Origin of the sequence: Hydrogenophaga atypica (genome assembly GCF_042665215.1) — a bacterium.
Lineage (GTDB): Bacteria > Pseudomonadota > Gammaproteobacteria > Burkholderiales > Burkholderiaceae_C > Hydrogenophaga > Hydrogenophaga defluvii_A.
On record NZ_JBHTCA010000008.1, the window covers coordinates 104,942 to 120,564 of the forward strand.

At 61.1% G+C, this 15,623-nt stretch carries 18 protein-coding genes; 6 read left to right on the plus strand and 12 right to left on the minus strand.

From position 1 onward, the window contains the following. Positions 1-26: 26 nt before the first annotated feature. From flhB to flhD, 7 genes are all read right to left on the minus strand, one after another. Entirely contained in the window at positions 27-1,181 is a 1,155-nt protein-coding gene (gene flhB / locus ACFQPB_RS13010; RefSeq protein WP_382223915.1) for a flagellar biosynthesis protein FlhB, read from the minus strand. 130 nt (positions 1,182-1,311) lie between these two features. Then, complete coding sequence (locus ACFQPB_RS13015; RefSeq protein ID WP_382223918.1) at positions 1,312-1,956, minus strand: protein phosphatase CheZ; 645 nt, start codon at positions 1,954-1,956, stop codon at positions 1,312-1,314. Between the two features lie 26 nt (positions 1,957-1,982). Beyond that, on the minus strand, positions 1,983-2,369 hold the full coding sequence (cheY, locus tag ACFQPB_RS13020) for a chemotaxis response regulator CheY (RefSeq protein ID WP_382200967.1): 387 nt from the start codon (positions 2,367-2,369) through the stop codon (positions 1,983-1,985). A 56-nt stretch (positions 2,370-2,425) separates the two neighbouring features. Beyond that, complete coding sequence (motB, locus tag ACFQPB_RS13025; RefSeq protein ID WP_382200965.1) at positions 2,426-3,451, minus strand: flagellar motor protein MotB; 1,026 nt, start codon at positions 3,449-3,451, stop codon at positions 2,426-2,428. A gap of 65 nt (positions 3,452-3,516) precedes the next feature. Continuing rightward, positions 3,517-4,374 (minus strand): flagellar motor stator protein MotA, encoded by an 858-nt coding sequence (motA, locus tag ACFQPB_RS13030; RefSeq protein WP_382200964.1) that lies wholly within the window; start codon positions 4,372-4,374, stop codon positions 3,517-3,519. Positions 4,375-4,449: 75 nt separating this feature from the next. Next, entirely contained in the window at positions 4,450-4,980 is a 531-nt protein-coding gene (gene flhC, locus ACFQPB_RS13035) for a flagellar transcriptional regulator FlhC (RefSeq protein ID WP_382223920.1), read from the minus strand. Between the two features lie 54 nt (positions 4,981-5,034). After that, the gene (flhD, locus tag ACFQPB_RS13040) at positions 5,035-5,364 is read right to left on the minus strand and encodes a flagellar transcriptional regulator FlhD (protein WP_382200960.1); all 330 of its coding nucleotides are present in this window, start codon (positions 5,362-5,364) and stop codon (positions 5,035-5,037) included. 341 nt (positions 5,365-5,705) lie between these two features. On the opposite strand from flhD, the gene rfbF reads away from it, so the two are divergent. The 4 genes from rfbF to ACFQPB_RS13060 are packed head-to-tail and all read left to right on the plus strand — an operon-like array spanning position 5,706 to position 9,344. Then, entirely contained in the window at positions 5,706-6,476 is a 771-nt protein-coding gene (rfbF, locus tag ACFQPB_RS13045; protein ID WP_382200958.1) for a glucose-1-phosphate cytidylyltransferase, read from the plus strand. Next, positions 6,476-7,561 carry a CDP-glucose 4,6-dehydratase gene (rfbG, locus tag ACFQPB_RS13050; RefSeq protein WP_382223923.1) on the plus strand — a complete coding sequence of 362 codons (1,086 nt, stop codon included), beginning with the start codon at positions 6,476-6,478 and terminating at the stop codon, positions 7,559-7,561. Before rfbF ends, rfbG begins: the two co-directional genes overlap by 1 nt. Then, positions 7,558-8,121: a dTDP-4-dehydrorhamnose 3,5-epimerase family protein gene (locus ACFQPB_RS13055; protein ID WP_382223925.1), complete on the plus strand. Its 564-nt coding sequence runs from the start codon at positions 7,558-7,560 to the stop codon at positions 8,119-8,121. The genes rfbG and ACFQPB_RS13055 overlap by 4 nt, the downstream gene beginning before the upstream one ends. Next, positions 8,118-9,344 (plus strand): class I SAM-dependent methyltransferase, encoded by a 1,227-nt coding sequence (locus ACFQPB_RS13060; RefSeq protein ID WP_382223927.1) that lies wholly within the window; start codon positions 8,118-8,120, stop codon positions 9,342-9,344. Before ACFQPB_RS13055 ends, ACFQPB_RS13060 begins: the two co-directional genes overlap by 4 nt. 103 nt (positions 9,345-9,447) lie before the next feature. On the opposite strand, the gene ACFQPB_RS13065 is transcribed toward ACFQPB_RS13060, so the two are convergent. The 4 genes from ACFQPB_RS13065 to ACFQPB_RS13080 are packed head-to-tail and all read right to left on the minus strand — an operon-like array spanning position 9,448 to position 13,470. Continuing rightward, positions 9,448-10,230, minus strand: coding sequence for a cephalosporin hydroxylase family protein (locus ACFQPB_RS13065; RefSeq protein ID WP_382223928.1), 783 nt, complete (start codon positions 10,228-10,230; stop codon positions 9,448-9,450). Continuing rightward, the gene (locus ACFQPB_RS13070; protein WP_382223931.1) at positions 10,227-11,039 is read right to left on the minus strand and encodes an NAD-dependent epimerase/dehydratase family protein; all 813 of its coding nucleotides are present in this window, start codon (positions 11,037-11,039) and stop codon (positions 10,227-10,229) included. The genes ACFQPB_RS13065 and ACFQPB_RS13070 overlap by 4 nt, the downstream gene beginning before the upstream one ends. Then, positions 11,036-11,524 (minus strand): acyltransferase, encoded by a 489-nt coding sequence (locus ACFQPB_RS13075; protein ID WP_382223934.1) that lies wholly within the window; start codon positions 11,522-11,524, stop codon positions 11,036-11,038. The genes ACFQPB_RS13070 and ACFQPB_RS13075 overlap by 4 nt, the downstream gene beginning before the upstream one ends. 8 nt (positions 11,525-11,532) lie before the next feature. Then, positions 11,533-13,470 carry an O-linked N-acetylglucosamine transferase, SPINDLY family protein gene (locus ACFQPB_RS13080; RefSeq protein WP_382223937.1) on the minus strand — a complete coding sequence of 646 codons (1,938 nt, stop codon included), beginning with the start codon at positions 13,468-13,470 and terminating at the stop codon, positions 11,533-11,535. A 12-nt stretch (positions 13,471-13,482) separates the two neighbouring features. Here ACFQPB_RS13080 and ACFQPB_RS13085 point away from each other — a divergent pair, with 12 nt between their 5' ends. Continuing rightward, positions 13,483-13,710, plus strand: coding sequence for a hypothetical protein (locus ACFQPB_RS13085; RefSeq protein ID WP_382223940.1), 228 nt, complete (start codon positions 13,483-13,485; stop codon positions 13,708-13,710). Positions 13,711-13,749: 39 nt separating this feature from the next. On the opposite strand, the gene ACFQPB_RS13090 is transcribed toward ACFQPB_RS13085, so the two are convergent. Beyond that, positions 13,750-15,255 carry a flagellin N-terminal helical domain-containing protein gene (locus tag ACFQPB_RS13090; RefSeq protein WP_382223943.1) on the minus strand — a complete coding sequence of 502 codons (1,506 nt, stop codon included), beginning with the start codon at positions 15,253-15,255 and terminating at the stop codon, positions 13,750-13,752. Positions 15,256-15,498: 243 nt separating this feature from the next. Here ACFQPB_RS13090 and ACFQPB_RS13095 point away from each other — a divergent pair. Continuing rightward, positions 15,499-15,623 (plus strand): flagellin N-terminal helical domain-containing protein (locus ACFQPB_RS13095; RefSeq protein WP_465262278.1); only part of this gene is annotated, 125 nt, incomplete at its 3' end.

The window sequence follows — 15,623 nt, forward strand, 5'->3', positions numbered from 1 at the left end:
GGTGTTCAAGCGTTGTGTCAGGGCGTTCATGCCGCTGTCTCCTCAAGGTGGCGAACGTGGTGGGGATCAAGCTCGGGCGGCACGCTGGGCGTGGGCACGGCGGGCATGGGGCCTTGGCCGCGCAGGGCAGCGCGCAGCTGGTACACATAGGCGAGCACCTGCGCCACGGCGGTGAACAGGGCCGAGGGGATTTCCTGATCGATCTCGGTGTGGGCGTACAAGGCACGCGCCAGCATGGGAGACTCCAGCACCGGCACCTGGGACTCGCGCGCCACGTCGCGAATGCGCAGCGCGATCAGGTCGGCACCCTTGGCGATCACGCGCGGCGCGGTCATGGTGGCGTCGTCGTACTTGAGCGCGACAGCGTAGTGGGTGGGGTTCATCACCACCAGATCGGCGGCGGGCACGCGACCGATGCTGTTGCGCTGAGCCATTTCGCGCTGAATCTGGCGACGCTTGCCTTTGACGTGGGGGTCGCCGTCGTTCTCTTTGTGCTCTTGTTTGACTTCCTGCATGGACATGCGCAGGCGGTGTTTGTGCAGGTGCTGCTGCAAGGGCACGTCGATGAGGGCCACCAGCGCCACCACCGCCAGCAGGGTGGCGATGCCCACGGTCATCCACTGGCCAAGCTGGGCCATCGACGACTCCAGGGGGCGCAGCAACAGGGTGCCGAACTCGAACACGTGCGACTGGATGAACAAACCACCCAGGGTGAGCAGCACCGCGGTGTAAGCCACCAGCTTGAGCACTTCGAAAAACTGCTGGCGCGAGAACAGGCGGCCAAAACCACTGATCAATCCGATCTTGGACAGCTCTGGCATCAGCGACTTGGTGCTGTAGGCAAACGAGCCAGTGGCCACCGCAGCCAGCACCACGGCCACCAGCAACACGCCGCCCAGAGGCAGGAAAAACAGCAAGCCCTCGACGGTGGTGTCGCTCAACACGCGCTGCAGGTGCTGGGGGTGGTCCAGGGTGGCGCGGGTGAAACGGAACTGCGACTGCATGGCCAAGCGAAGTCGGTCATAACCCCAAGGCGCCAGCAGAGACAGCAGCAACATGCCGCCGCCCAACACCACCAGGTGGATGAGATCGCGAGAACGTGGGACCTGACCGTCCTCGCGCGCCTTTCTGAGGCGTTGCTCGGAGGCGGGTAAGTTGCGGTCCTGTGTTGACGAGTCCATGTGCGATCCAGCGGGGGCCTGGATCGCATTGTCTGGCGCAGCGTCAGTTTCTAAAGGGCGAAAAGGGGCGAGGAAATGGGCCTTATTCCATTCGCCCCGCTGGCCACAACCAGCGGGTGAGCGTGACCGCTCAGAACCCCAGGCTGGCCAGCAGGTCGTCCACCTGCGACTGGTCCGTCACGACGTCGGTGCGGCCATCGGCATCGACCACCGGACCCGACAAGGCGGGCAAGGTCTTGGTGGCGGTTTGGGTTTGGTGGGCCTGGGCTTGCTCGGCCACCTCCGGTGGCGCGGTGGCCAGCAACATCTGCAGCAGCTGGTCCTCGATGGTGGCCGCCAGGGACACCACTTTCTTGATGACCTGGCCGGTGAGGTCGTGGAAATCCTGCGCCATCATGATTTCGGTCAGATGGTGATCGGACTTCTCGCTGCTGGCCTGGATGCTGTCGGCCATCTGCGCCAACTCCGGCATGGCCGCGTTCAACCCAGGCACACGCCGGATGGCGGTGGCCAGTTCGCGGCTCATGTCACTGACTTTGCCCTGCTCGGCCTTGGCTTCGTCCACATGGTTGAGCACCTTTTCGGCCGCCTCGCCCGTGAGGCGGGCGATGTACTGCAGCCGGCTCTGGGCATCGGGCAGCTCCTCGGCCGTGCCCTTGAGCTTGTCGGCGTATCCGAGCTCGTTCAACGCATCGTGCAACTGGCGCGTGATCGCACCGAGCCGATGGTAGACCTCGGAGACTTTGCCTTCCTCGCCTGTTTGAGGGTTGTCCATGCGCAGCGTCCTGTTGAAACCGACTGTTAGGACCAGCCCATTTTCTTGAAAATGTTGGCCAGCTTGTCTTCGAGCGTCGCCTTGGTGAAAGGCTTGACGATGTACCCTGCGGCGCCCCCCTGAGCGGCCATCACGATGTCTTCCTTGCGGGCCTCGGCGGTCACCATCAGCACCGGCAGGTGTTTGAGTTTTTCGTCGCCCTTGATTTCGTTGAGCAGCTGGAAGCCGTTCATGTTGGGCATGTTGATGTCGCTGACGACAAAATCGAACTTGCCATTGCGCAGCTTTTGCAGCGCGGCAACCCCGTCTTCCGCCTCGTCGGCGTCCGCGTGGCCGATTTCCTTCAACAGGTTGCGCACGATGCGGCGCATGGTTGAAAAATCGTCCACGATCAAAAATTTCAGTTCAGGCATAAAGTGCTCCGAAGGAACAGGGTGCCAAGTGTAAGGCTTGCAAAGTTGTTTACCTTTCAGCGAGCAGGCGCGGTTGCAGGTGGGGCGGGCACGGGCGCCGGTTGAGACACCCGCGACGCCAGATCAGGCACAAATGCGGGGCGGTTGGCGGCCGCGCCTGGGGCGGGCGTTGGCACCACGGGCAAAGCGCCTGGTCCAGCGGCGGGGTTGTTGAAACTCTGGCGGATGCGCTCCTCGGCCTCACGCGTCATGACGGTGATGCTGATGCGGCGGTTGATCGGGCCGGTGGGGTTGTCCAGGTCCAGCGGGTCACTGGCGGCCATGCCTTGCAGGCGCAACAGCTTGTTGTCTGGCATGCCGCCGGCCACCAGCTCACGGCGCGAGGCGTTGGCGCGGTCAGCCGACAGCTCCCAGTTGCTGTAGCCCCGGTCGCCGCTGCCATAGGGCGTGGCATCGGTGTGGCCAGACAGGGTGACCACGTTCTCGATGTCGCCCAAAGCGGCCCCGATCTCGCGCAGGATGTCGCGCATGTAGGGTTTGACCAGGGCGCTGCCCACATCAAACATCGGCCGGTTCTGTTCGTCCACGATCTGGATCTGCAAGCCGTCGGTGACCTTGTCGATGCGGATCTGACTCTGGAACTCAGCCAGCTTGGGGTTTTGCGTGATCAACGTCGTCATTTTCTGCTTCAGCGCTTCGATGCGGACGTTGTCTTTGCGAATCTCGTCCATGCGGGCCAGCTGTGCCCCCATGGTGGTTTTGGCCCGTTCGGCATCACCGCCATCCACCTGGCCCGAGTTTTTGCTCAGGTCACGGCCGCCGCCGGGCAAGATGCTGTCGCTGTTGCCGGTGCCGTCGCCACCCATGAGCGTGACTTTGAGGGGCGATTGGAAGTACTCGGCAATGCCATTGAGATCGCCCTTGGCGGTGGAGCCCAGCAGCCACATCAGCAGGAAGAAGGCCATCATGGCCGTCACGAAGTCGGCATATGCGATCTTCCACGCGCCGCCGTGGGCCGAATGGCCCGCCTTCTTGACGCGCTTGACGATGATGGGTTGAAGCTGTTTGCCCTGCCCGGCCATGTGCTTGGTTTCCTGCTAATGGGCGATGCGCCGGCTCACCCTCCGCCAGCCGACACGCGCCATGCTTACTTCTTCTTGACGTGCGATTCCAACTCGTTGAAGGTGGGCCGCTCGGTGCTGAACAAAACTTTACGCCCAAACTCAATGGCTGTCATGGGCGCATATCCTTGCATGCTGGCCAACAGCGTTGTTTTTATGCACTGCAACTCCTTGGCATTCTCCTCCCCTTTGGCCTCCAGCAAACCGGCAAAAGGCTCGGCCACCGCATAAGCCAGAAAAATGCCCAGAAAGGTGCCCACCAGTGCCGAGCCGATCATCCCCCCCAGCACCGCAGGCGGTTGCCCCACGGAACCCATGGTGTTGATCACGCCCAGCACCGCCGCCACAATGCCGAAGGCCGGCAAGGCGCCGGCCAGCCGGTTGAGCGCCGCAATGGGCGCGTGGTGTTCCTGGTGGTGGGTTTCGATCTCGTTGTCCATCAAGGCCTCGATCTCGTGCGCGTTCAGGTTGCCCGAGACCATCATGCGCAGGTAGTCGGTGATGAATTCCACCACATGGTGGTCGTGCCCGACGTTGGGGTACTTCTGGAACAGCGGCGAGTTGTGCGGCTCTTCCACATCCTTCTCGATCGCCATCAGGCCTTCTTTGCGCGCCTTCTGAAGGATGTCGTACATCATCGCCAGCAGCTCCAGGTAACGCTCCTTGGTGTACTTGGAGCCCTTGAAGGCGGTGGGCATCATTTTCAAGGTGGCTTTGAGCACCTTGGGCGGGTTGTTCACCACAAAGGCGCCCAGGGCCCCGCCCAGAATCGTGACCGTCTCAAAAGGCAGCGCCTTGAGGATCACCCCGATGTTGCCGCCGTGCAGGATGTACACCCCGAAGATGCACCCGATCGCAACAACATAACCAATGATGACAAACATACGGCGCGGCCCTGAACGTTATTTCAAACCATTCTATCGGCCGTATGTAAGCAAAATTGACAAATCCGAGCGCGTTCAGTGCAATTTCAGCCCCGCCCGGCCCTTGCCGGCACGCGCCGGCGGGTTGCACAGCCCACACTGAAAGTGCCGGGCGTTTTCGTACGGCTCGCTGACAAACAAGCCGCCACAGCAACTGCACTTGGTTTGCACCAACATGCCCGCGTCCATGAAACGTGTCAGGCGCCAGGCGCGGGTGAAACTCAGCAAGGGCTCCACGTCGCTGGCCACCATCTGTTCGGCGTACATGCGGTAGGCCTTCATCACCGCATCGATATCGTCCAGCTCGCTGGCCTTGGAAATGTAGCGATGGATGTTCACATACAGCGAGGCGTGGATGTTGGGCTGCCAGGTCAGAAACCAGTCGGTGGAGAACGGCAGCTGGCCCTTGGACGGCGACTTGCCAGCCACTTCCTTGTACAGGCGCAGCAAGCGCTCGTAGGACAAGCTGGTCTCAGACTCCAGCACCTGCAGGCGCGCACCGAGTTGAATCAGCGCCACGGCGCGCTCGATGTCGCGGCTCTCGGTCATCACACTTTTGGTTGCCATGGTGCTTGTCCTCAGAAAAAGTTTGCAGTTGTTTTAATTTGAGCGGGTCAATTCTCAATTTGCCTCTGCATAGCGACCCGACATCAAGATGCTGGCGTGCAGGCGCTGGGTGGTGTCGTTGTCCACCTTGTTGGGTGAATGTTTGCTGGTCAGCAGACTCCAGACCATGTCATCATCGGCACGGAAGCGGCACAGCAACATGTTGGTGGAGGCGATTTTGAGCAGCTGTGCAGGCGACAACGCCGCCAGCAAATCCGCCGATTCCTCCGTCATGCCCAAACGGAACAGTGCCTCAGCCTTGTCTTTGCGAATCAGCGTCTGAGCCAGCATGAGGTAGGTCAGGTTGGCCTCGCGGATGTCGTTGAGCAGTTGATCGTGTTCCATGTTTCACTCCTGTTTCACCGCCGTTTTCAGTCCTTCAGCACATTGCGAAGAAGTGTTAAGCGTTGAAATGGATTGTGAAAAACGGTCAATCAAACTTGAATCGGAAGAAGGCTGTTTGTAGGGTCAGGGCAAACCGACAGGTTTGTAGGGCAAATTCTTACAAGCGGGCCTCAAGTCCCGGGCCAGGTACAGGCACGCTCCGGCAGTGCGACCTGGGATCTGCGCACATCTGATCACGAGAGCACGCCACTCGGTTTTGAGGGCTGACGCCCACAATTCCCAGGCAAAAACGGGTCTATTCCACCCCAGCGTCCCACTCGAAGATGCTAACCTGTGACGCCATGAAAGCAGTCATCTTGGCGGGTGGTCTCGGTACCCGCATCTCAGAAGAGACCCACCTGAAACCGAAACCCATGATTGACATAGGGGGCAAACCCATCCTATGGCACATCATGAAGATGTACAGCGCACACGGTGTCAATGATTTTGTGATCTGTTGCGGCTACCGCGGCTACGTCATCAAAGAGTACTTTGCAAACTATTTTTTGCATATGTCAGACGTGACGTTTGACATGGCAGAAAACAAGATGGAAGTGCACCGCAAACACGCTGACCCCTGGCGCGTCACCGTCGTGGATACCGGCGAAGACACCATGACCGGCGGTCGCCTCAAGCGGGTGGCCGACTATGTGAAGAATTGCGACGCGTTTTGCTTCACCTACGGCGACGGTGTCTCTGACGTCAATATTTCGGAATCGATCAGGTTCCACAAGGCGCATGGCAAGCTCGCCACCGTCACTGCGGTTCAGCCCCCCGGCCGGTATGGCGCATTGCAATTGAGCGGGGCCCGGGTCAATGGCTTCACGGAAAAGCCGCGTGGCGATGGCGGCCTCATCAACGGCGGCTTTTTTGTTTTGTCCCCCCTTTGCCTGGACCGCATTGCGGGCGACCCCACCAGCTGGGAGATCGAACCGCTCAATGGACTGGCCAACGAAGGCGAACTCATGGCGTTTGAACACCACGGTTTTTGGCAACCCATGGACACCCTCAGGGACAAAAATCAACTTGAAGAGTTGTGGGCCAATGGACAAGCGCCATGGAAAGTCTGGTGATGTCGACCGACGCTGAGATGGCCAAACCTGACGCGGGCTTCTGGCGTGGCAAGCGCGTTTTGCTGACGGGCCACACCGGCTTCAAGGGGGCTTGGTTGGCGTTGTGGCTTCACCGCCTGGGCGCCCATGTCACAGGCATGGCATTGGCGCCAAGCACCCAGCCCAGCTTGTTTGAGCTGGCAGGTCTGGCCAGCAGTTTGGACCACCATGTGCTCGATATCCGTGAGCCGAGGGCGGTCGCAGAACTGGTACGCAACGCCCAGCCCGACGTGGTGTTTCACCTGGCCGCGCAAGCCTTGGTGCGCTCCAGCTACACCGACCCTGTTGGCACATGGTCGGCCAATGTCATGGGCACCGTGCACCTGCTCGACGCCCTGCGCCAGCACCCAGGCACCCGGGTGGCCGTCCTGGTCACCACCGACAAGGTGTACCGCAACCTGGAGTGGCACCACCCCTACCGCGAATGCGACGAACTGGGTGGACATGACCCCTACAGCGCCAGCAAAGCCGCATGCGAGCTGGCGATTGCCAGCTACCGCGACGCTTTTTTGGGCTCCAGTGGCTTGCGGGTCGCAAGCGCACGCGCCGGAAACGTCATGGGCGGCGGCGATTGGGCCATGGACAGGTTGCTGCCCGATGCTGTGGCTGCGTGGCAGCAAGGCCATGTGCTGAACATACGGCGACCAGACGCCATCCGCCCATGGCAACATGTGCTGGAACCGCTGGCCGGTTATCTCTGCTTGGCGCAGGCCCTGTGGGATGACGCCACCCTGACAGGACCTTGGAACTTCGGCCCGCACCCCCATGAACGGGCAACCGTGCGGCAGGTGGTGCAATGGGCCAGCGCGACCTGGCAAGGCGGAGGATGCGGCGTCCATTTTGATGACAGCGAACAAGGCCCCCACGAGGCTGGCCGCTTGGCACTGGACACCGCCAAAGCACAGACGCTGCTCAAGCTCCAACCACGCTGGGGCCTGGAGCAAGCCGTGCGGCGCACGGTGCGTTGGTACCAAGCCCAGCACGAAGGCGGCGATGCCAGGCAGCTCTGCCTGCAAGATTTGGCAGACTGGGAAGCCGCTGAATGAGCCCAAACCTGACCATCACGCCCCTGCCCCTGCCAGGGCTCAAGCGGGTTCAACGCCGGCAACACCGTGATGACCGGGGGGTGTTCGCGCGGCTTTTCTGCGCAGAGGCATTGGCGACCTCCGGCTGGTCGGGGTCGGTAGCACAAATCAACCACAGCGTCACCCACCACAGTGGCACGGTGCGTGGCCTGCACTACCAGCGACCGCCCCACTCCGAGATCAAACTGGTCAGTTGCATCCGCGGCGAGATTTGGGACGTGGCGGTTGATCTTCGACCCCACTCCCCCACTTTTTTGCGCTGGCATGCCGAACGGCTTAACGCGCATGACGGCACAGCCTTGTTGATACCCGCTGGCTTTGCCCATGGTTTTCAGGTGTTGAGCGACGACGCAGAGCTTGTCTATGCCCATTCCGCAGCCTATGCGCCAGAGGCGGAGGCCGGACTGAATGCCACCGACCCGACGCTGTCCATCACTTGGCCACTGCCCATCCACACACGCTCACCACGGGACATGGCCTTGCCACTGCTGACACCTGAGTTTGAGGGAGTCTCTGCATGAAATGCCGCCACTGCGGGCAAGAATTGACGCTGCCCTTTCTGGATCTGGGCGCTGCCCCCCCCTCCAACGCCTACCTGACACCCGAGGATCTGAACGCCCCGGAAACCTGGTACCCACTGCGGCTGCTGGTGTGCGCCCACTGTTGGTTGGTGCAAACGCAAGACCACGCAGGGCGAGAGCAACTGTTCGATGAAAACTACGCCTACTTCAGCTCGTATTCCAGTTCCTGGCTGGCCCATGCGCGCGACTATGTGCGAGGCGCCCAAGCTCGCTACGGTCTGGGGCTACACAGCTGCGTGGTCGAGGTGGCCGCCAACGACGGTTACCTGCTGCAATACGTGCGCGAGGCGCAGGTCCCCTGCTATGGCATAGAACCCACAGCCAGCACCGCCCGTGCAGCCCGCGCCAAAGGCATCGAGATCGTGGAACGGTTTTTCGGCGTGGCACTGGCGCGCGAACTGGCCGCAGCTGGCCGGCAGGCTGACTTGATGGTGGCCAACAACGTGCTCGCGCACGTGCCCGATATCAATGACTTTGTGGCAGGTTTTGCGGTTCTACTCAAAAACCATGGCGTGGCCACCTTCGAATTTCCCCACCTGCTTCGGATGGTGCAGGAATGCCAGTTCGACACGGCTTATCACGAACATTACTCCTACCTGTCGCTGACTGCCGTTGAACGCATCTTCGCTGCCAACGGCCTGCGGGTCTTCGACGTGGCAGAACTGCCCACCCACGGCGGCAGCCTGCGGGTGCATGCCCAGCGCAGCGACACGGGCAACAAGCCGGTGTCGGACGCCGTGCCCGCGCTGCTGGCGCGGGAACAGAACGCAGGGATGACCACGCCAGACTTTTACGCTGGTTTCCAGGAAGTTGCGGTGCGCATCAAGAACGATCTGCTGGGTTTTCTGCTGCAAGCACGGCGCGACGGTTTGAAGGTGGCGGCCTATGGTGCGGCGGCCAAAGGCAACACCGTGCTGAATTTTGCCGGTGTGCGACCGGACCTCCTGCCCTATGTGGTGGACTTGAACCCGGCCAAACAAGGCAAATACCTGCCCGGCAGCCACATTCCCATCGTCACCGAGGCACGTCTGCGCGCAGACCGACCAGACCGTGTGCTGATCCTGCCCTGGAACCTCAGCGCCGAAATCACGGCACAGCTTGCGTACATCCGCGACTGGGGCGGGCAGTTTGTCACTGCCGTGCCTCACATGAAGGTCACGTGAGCAGCTCCAAACAATGCACCTGTGGCGGTCGATGGGTGCGCTCCACAGCGCCCCATAGGGCGCAGGGCAAAGTGCCGACAGAGGCCAATGCGTTCTCGTTCTATCAGCCCTTGCGAAGCAGAAATCCGTCAGGCGCGACGGTGACCTGGAGCTTGTCAGGTATGGTGGTGTCGATCTCGAAGGCGGTGTTGTCGTCCAGGTAGGCACGCACCGCCGTCTTCGGGTTGTTGCCCGGCGTCCAGGGGCGATCTGGGAAGAGGTCGGCGGGCATGTCCTCCACAAAGGTGTCGAAAACCACGCAATAGCATCCCACCGTGGTCAACGGTGCGTAGGCACGCAACTCGGCCAGCACGTGTTCGTGCGTGTGATTGGAGTCCAGGCAAACCATCACACGTTCATAGCGGCTGGCATAGGCCTGTACCTGGGCCACCACATCTGGCGCCACACTGGAGCCCTGGATCATCTCGATTTTGTGTGCCAGCGGATGGGCTTCGATCGCAGCACGGTTGTGGGCTCGGATGTCGATATCCAGACCGAGCACGCGGCGGCGGCTTGCACGCGGGTCGAGCGCGCTGCCGGTCTGCACGGCATCGCAATAGTCGAGCATGGCGAGCAGCGAGGCACTCAGCACCAGCGAGCCACCGTGCGCAATGCCAGTCTCAATGATCAGGTCAGGCCGCGTCGCCCAGACCAGCTCCTGCATGGCCACCATGTCCTGTGGGTACTGAATGATCGGACGGCCCAGCCAATCGAAGTTGTAAACGTAGCGCTTGCGCATGGACGCTTCCAGCCAGGTCTGTGACTGGGCCATGAAGGTGGCATCTCGGGCGTAGCTGGCAATCTGTTGGCGACGTTCTTCGTCAAACTGCTCAATGGGGTTGGTCATGGGCTTACCTGTGGGGTTGAAGCAGGCATGGAGTCCAGCACAGAGAGTGCGGGTCGGGGCGTGTAGCCAAACTCCGTGCGGATGCGGGTGGTATCGATCGGAACGAACTGCTGCAGTGCGGCGCCCGGAGCGGTACCGACAGAACAGCCCGTCAGAGCTGCCAGTCGGTGCGTCCAGTTGGCGTGGCGCAGTTGCTGACCGCTGGCCACGTTGTAGACGCGGTGCTGGCCGCCGACAGCGATGCGCTGCAAAAGCTCGACGACATCATCGATATGGATGTAATCCTTGGTCGATTCTTCGGCGGTCTTCAGTTCGATGTGGCCTGATTGAGCCGCCCGCAACAGGCTGGGCACAAAGTTGTCTGATTCGGCGTCGTCGCCGCCGACCACGTTGGACAAGCGCGCGATGCGCACGCCGCTGCGGCCACCGTGCAGGCACAGCGACTCGCCCATCAGCTTGGACAGGTTGTACAGATCCGAGGGGTCCTGCGCCAGCACTGTCAACGGGGCGTCCTCGCTGCCAGATGTGGCACGGCCGTAGACGCGGGTGGACGACAGATATAGCAGGGAATCGAAGTCAGCGCGCTGCAACAGCTCTGCCAGCAGACTGACATGGGCTTGAACTGTCTCAAAGGGCCTCTGGCGAAAATCAGCCGTGAGTCCGATGGCGTAAATCACGTGACCCAAGGGACGCGTCCATACGCCAGGATCACCGCGCTCGGGTGTATAGACAACATGGCCGGTCTGCCGCAAATACCCCACCAGCCGCCGCCCGATGGCGCCGCTGGCGCCGAGCACGGTCCAGTTCACTGCCGCTCTCCGAGCACCCGCAAGGGCTGACCGCCATAGACAGTGTAAGGGGCCAACTCGCCGCGTACCAGGCTGCCCGCACCGACCACGCAGCCCCGACGCAGCACGGCGCCGTCCAAAAGCACGCAGTTGGCGCCTATCCAGACATCATCCTCAATGACGATGCCGCCCCGACCGGGCAGGAATCCCTGCTCGCGAATCAGCCGCGAGCGGTCTTGGTAGGCGTGGTTCACGGGGGCCAGTGTGCAATTGGCTGCGATGGCCACATGGTTGCCGATGCGGATACCCTGGCCGGTGTAGAGCACGCAGCCCGAGTTGATGACCACGTGTTCGCCGATCACCAGGTTGCCATTGCCGCCCGCGGGCTTGATTTTCACAAAGCTGTCTATGACTGAATGGGCACCAATGGCGATCAGGGTTCCACGAACCGATGCTTCGACATCAGCCAGAGGGGATACCTGGGCAGTGGGATCAATCTTCAGCACAACGAGATTTATTGGGTGTTGGTCGCAATGGCTTCCTGTGCGTACTTGAGATAAGTCACAGCAAACTCTGTGTGGCCATGCGCAAACTCGACCTCTGCCAAGCAAGTCAAGGCCACGGGGTCGTTTGGCACGGCATCCAGTATCTGCTCAGCGAACTCTGTCACTTGCTGCCATTTCGGATTTTCAATCTTGGTCATGGGCCCAGCGTCTTTTGTGGTCTCACTGACTTTGGCCGCGTCAAGCAATACACCAATGCGTTGATGCGCTTCAGGCAGCGTGATGCGCTTGCCCGGTTCCAGCCCCACACCCGGCACCGCAGGGTCCGACCATTCCGGCGGAAGCGAAGGAAACCAGCTTTCTATCAAGCGGCTCTGCGCTTCCGTGTCGTCTGGGCACTGAGACTGCGCCAGCCACTGCAACCACATCAAGCGCAAACCTTCGCCGAAGTGGTGGGCGAATCGCGCCTCATCCATCAGCACAGAATGCTCAACCGCACGCCTTTGTGCCAATCGGTCCGCGCTCAAACGCTGAGGGTCAGCGGCCAACTCGGTGGCAATGCGCACATAGTCATCGGCGTTGTGCGCCAGCCATTCGGTTTGCCCCAGGTAACTCAAAATCCCTGTGCTCAGTCGGCTCTTGAACGAGTCACCCTCCATCGACACCAGGGGAACACCCATCCACAACACATCAAACGTGGTTGTGCCCCCGGTCAAGGGAAACGGGTCCAGCGCAATGTCAATCCGATGGTAGGTGAGGTATTGGTTGGCGGCATCCAGCGGCACCAGTTCCAGACGGCTGCTCTCGATGCCCAGTCGTGCGCAGCGCTGCCTGTAGGCTTCGGCAAACGCCGGCTTTTCCAGGTTCTTCCCCTCTATCAACAACTTTGCGCCGGGCACGGCCGCCAGAATGCGCCCCCACAAGGCAAGCACCGGGTCGGTCAACTTGCCCAGGTTGTTGCACGAACCGAAGGTCACGAACCCATTTTGCAAAGCGGGCGCAGCCCGCACCTGGTACGCAGGCTGATAGCGCCACAGCGGGTATCGAATCAAAGGCCGGTAACAGCAAAAAAGGGTGGGCAACCGGTACAAGCGCTCGCTGTACTGGTCATCGGCCTCGGGCGGATCGGTGACCTCGTCGGTGAACTTGTAGTCCATCGCGGTCAGGCCGGTGGTGGCCGGGTATCCCAGCCACGACACCTGCACTGGAGCCAACTTTCGGACCATCAGCAACAACCCGTTGTTGCCCGTGTGGCCCGCCAGATCCACCAGCACGTCAAACCGATGAGAAGCCACCAAGTTGACTTGCTCGCGGTGCGTCAAGCCCTTCAGTTCTACAAATTGATCGACATGGCGCTTCACGCGCTCGGTGACAACGTCTGAACTGGGGTACAGGTGCAAGGCAACCACTTCAAATTGCCGGCGATCAAGTTGCGCCAGCAAGCCTTCGACGAAGTACATCACCGAATGGTTGCGGAAATCAGGTGATACAAAGCCCACCTTCAACCGCTGCCAAGGTGACCTGTCCGCAACAGAATGGATGGGCCAGTGCTGCTTGACGCCGCCCTCAACCACCGCAGCGTACTCGTCGGCAGCCCGGCGGATGTCAGCCGCCTGCACGTCGGGGTCTGCCAACATGAAGAGCAGCCGGTTGGTGTGCACCGCGATTTCCCTCGGGTCCAACGCAATCGACATTTCACAGTCTTTGACCGCCTCCTTCACCTGCCCCAGTTCACGCCGGTGAATGGCTTTCTGCATCAGCGCCTGGCTCTTTTGCTCATTGGTTTCGGCCAGCTCCTCTGCCTTCAAAGCGGCGGCGTAACCCTCTTCATGCCTTTGAATGCGGTAGCAACACTGCGCGTACTTGAGCCATACCAAAAAATGTCCGGGGCGCAAGGCGCAGACACGTTCCATCAACGGCAGGGCTTGGTGGTCACGCGCCAACTCCATCAGGGTCTGGCTGTGATTGAGCAGCAGCTCGGCGTCGTTGGGCCACCAGACCTCGGCCTGACTGAAGGCCTTCAAGGCCTCCTCCGACTTCTGCAGTTTGTGCAGCGCAACACCCAAATACCGGTTGGCCTGGTGGTGCCGCGCGTTCTTTCGCAAAGCCTGCCGACTCAGTCTGAGCAGCAAAGGCCAGTCATTGGCTTGCTGGGCCGCCTTGAGCCGGTCATCCGGCGCTGCATTTGAAGTGTTCAAAACCGAGCCCGAGCCAAAATAAACACCAGTTTAACCCTGGAGCAACTGCAAAACGCCCTGGGGAATCTGGTTGGCCTGTGCCACCATGGCCGTACCAGCCTGCTGCAGAATCTGCGCACGTGACAACGCGGCGGTTTCTGCGGCAAAGTCGGCATCCTGAATCCGGCTGCGTGAGGCCGACAGGTTCTCGGAAGTGATGTTCAGGCTGGATATCGCGGTTTCAAACCGCGATTGCAAGGCGCCCAGCTTGGCGCGCTCACCGCTGATGAAGGCCAGGGCCGAGTCCACCGTCTTGAGCGCATCGGTGGCCTTGCCGAACGTGGTCACATCCAGATCAGACACTTTCTTCAAGGTCGAGCCGGTGCTGCCCGTGGCACCGAGCGCGTTGGTGGTGGTGGCGTTCACCGCGTAAGACTTGTCGGAATCCAGCGTCAGGTAGCCGCTGGTGACCACAAAATCGGCGGTACCGTCCACGGTGAGCGTGCCCACAGCGCCAACCGTGCTGCTGACACCCGCCGTGTCCACCGTCATTTTCTGTATGGTGGCGGCCCCGGCGTTGCTGCCGGCGGTGTCGCCCACCAGAATGTTGTTGCCCGTGTTGTTGGTCAACACAATGCCGGTTTGGGCCTCGTTCAACTGGGCAGTGATGCCTGTTTTGGCCGATTTCTCATTGATGGCAGCCACAGCAGCGCTCAAACCATCGGCCCCACTGGTGCCCGTCACGCTGAAAGAAACCACCTCGTCGGTGGCGTTGTCGGAACGCAGCACCAACGAGTACGCACCTGTAGCGGGCGTGGTCAACAAAGCGGTGGTTCGTGCGGTGGCCGTCACGCCCGTTTTGGAGGCCTGGGCGTTGATGGCGTCGGCCGTCAACTTTGTGGACTCGTTCACACCTACCGTGATGTTTGCAGAGCCCTGCGCACCGTTCACCGCCAGTGTGCCGGCGAGCACGCCATTGGTCCCAAAGGCGCTGGTGTTGGTCGTGGCAGCTTGCGCCCCCGCCCCAGTGCCCGAAATCTGGTTGTTGCCATAGACGTTGGTGCGCAGGTTGGCCGTGGTCGCGACGATCACCTGGTTGGCGTTGGCGCCGACCTGGAACTGAGCAGTGCCAAAGGTGCCGTCCAGCAGTTTCTGGCCGTTGAATTCGGTGGATGTCGAGATGCGATCCAACTCGGCCACCAATTGGCCCACCTCTTGGTTCAACGCTTGGCGGTCTGCCGCGCTGTTGGAGGCGTTGGCCGACTGCACAGCCAGTTCGCGGATGCGCTGCAAGATGTTGCCGGCAGAGCTCATCGCACCCTCAGCCACCTGCGCCAGCGAAATGCCGTCATTGGCGTTGCGGGCCGCCTGGTTCAGGCCACGGATCTGGCTGGTGAAACGTTCCGAGATGGCCAGGCCGGCGGCGTCGTCTTTGGCGCTGTTGATGCGCAGGCCAGAGGACAGGCGCTGAATGGCCTGCGACAGCGAGCCCTGGGATGTGGTCAGGTTGCGCTGCGCAGTCAAAGAACTGACATTGGTGTTGATGGTAGCTGCCATGGCGTTTCTCCTACTGTGCGAAGACAAAGGTTGCCGGTTTCAGCGCCCACCCGGCTGAAGACACGGGCACGATGGGACGAATTCTGGACAGCCTGCGAAAAGCCAAAGCCTGCATAAAAGGGGGGAAAAACGGCCATTTCACGGTTTGCGAAAACCGCGCGCTCTCAAGTCAAGGCCTGCGGCGTCGATAACCGTTGGGATTCCTCATTGCGATGAGGCGCACCAGTTCAACCAGAGAACGTCATGGCAGCCACCATCAACACCAACGTCAACTCGTTGACCGCACAACGCAACCTGACCACATCCCAGGGTTCGCTGTCGCAAGCCATCCAGCGCCTGTCCTCTGGCCTGCGCATCAACAGCGCCAA

Coding starts and splice junctions, on each gene's coding strand:
- rfbF (WP_382200958.1), top strand. CDS start 5,706: ATGAAAGCAGTCATCTTGGCGGGTGGTCTCGGTACCCGCATCTCAGAA.
- ACFQPB_RS13015 (WP_382223918.1), bottom strand. CDS start 1,956: ATGGACAACCCTCAAACAGGCGAGGAAGGCAAAGTCTCCGAGGTCTAC.
- ACFQPB_RS13060 (WP_382223927.1), top strand. CDS start 8,118: ATGAAATGCCGCCACTGCGGGCAAGAATTGACGCTGCCCTTTCTGGAT.
- flhB (WP_382223915.1), bottom strand. CDS start 1,181: ATGGACTCGTCAACACAGGACCGCAACTTACCCGCCTCCGAGCAACGC.
- motA (WP_382200964.1), bottom strand. CDS start 4,374: ATGTTTGTCATCATTGGTTATGTTGTTGCGATCGGGTGCATCTTCGGG.
- ACFQPB_RS13090 (WP_382223943.1), bottom strand. CDS start 15,255: ATGGCAGCTACCATCAACACCAATGTCAGTTCTTTGACTGCGCAGCGC.
- ACFQPB_RS13055 (WP_382223925.1), top strand. CDS start 7,558: ATGAGCCCAAACCTGACCATCACGCCCCTGCCCCTGCCAGGGCTCAAG.
- motB (WP_382200965.1), bottom strand. CDS start 3,451: ATGGCCGGGCAGGGCAAACAGCTTCAACCCATCATCGTCAAGCGCGTC.
- flhC (WP_382223920.1), bottom strand. CDS start 4,980: ATGGCAACCAAAAGTGTGATGACCGAGAGCCGCGACATCGAGCGCGCC.
- cheY (WP_382200967.1), bottom strand. CDS start 2,369: ATGCCTGAACTGAAATTTTTGATCGTGGACGATTTTTCAACCATGCGC.
- flhD (WP_382200960.1), bottom strand. CDS start 5,364: ATGGAACACGATCAACTGCTCAACGACATCCGCGAGGCCAACCTGACC.
- ACFQPB_RS13065 (WP_382223928.1), bottom strand. CDS start 10,230: ATGACCAACCCCATTGAGCAGTTTGACGAAGAACGTCGCCAACAGATT.
- ACFQPB_RS13080 (WP_382223937.1), bottom strand. CDS start 13,470: ATGGAGTTGGCGCGTGACCACCAAGCCCTGCCGTTGATGGAACGTGTC.
- rfbG (WP_382223923.1), top strand. CDS start 6,476: ATGTCGACCGACGCTGAGATGGCCAAACCTGACGCGGGCTTCTGGCGT.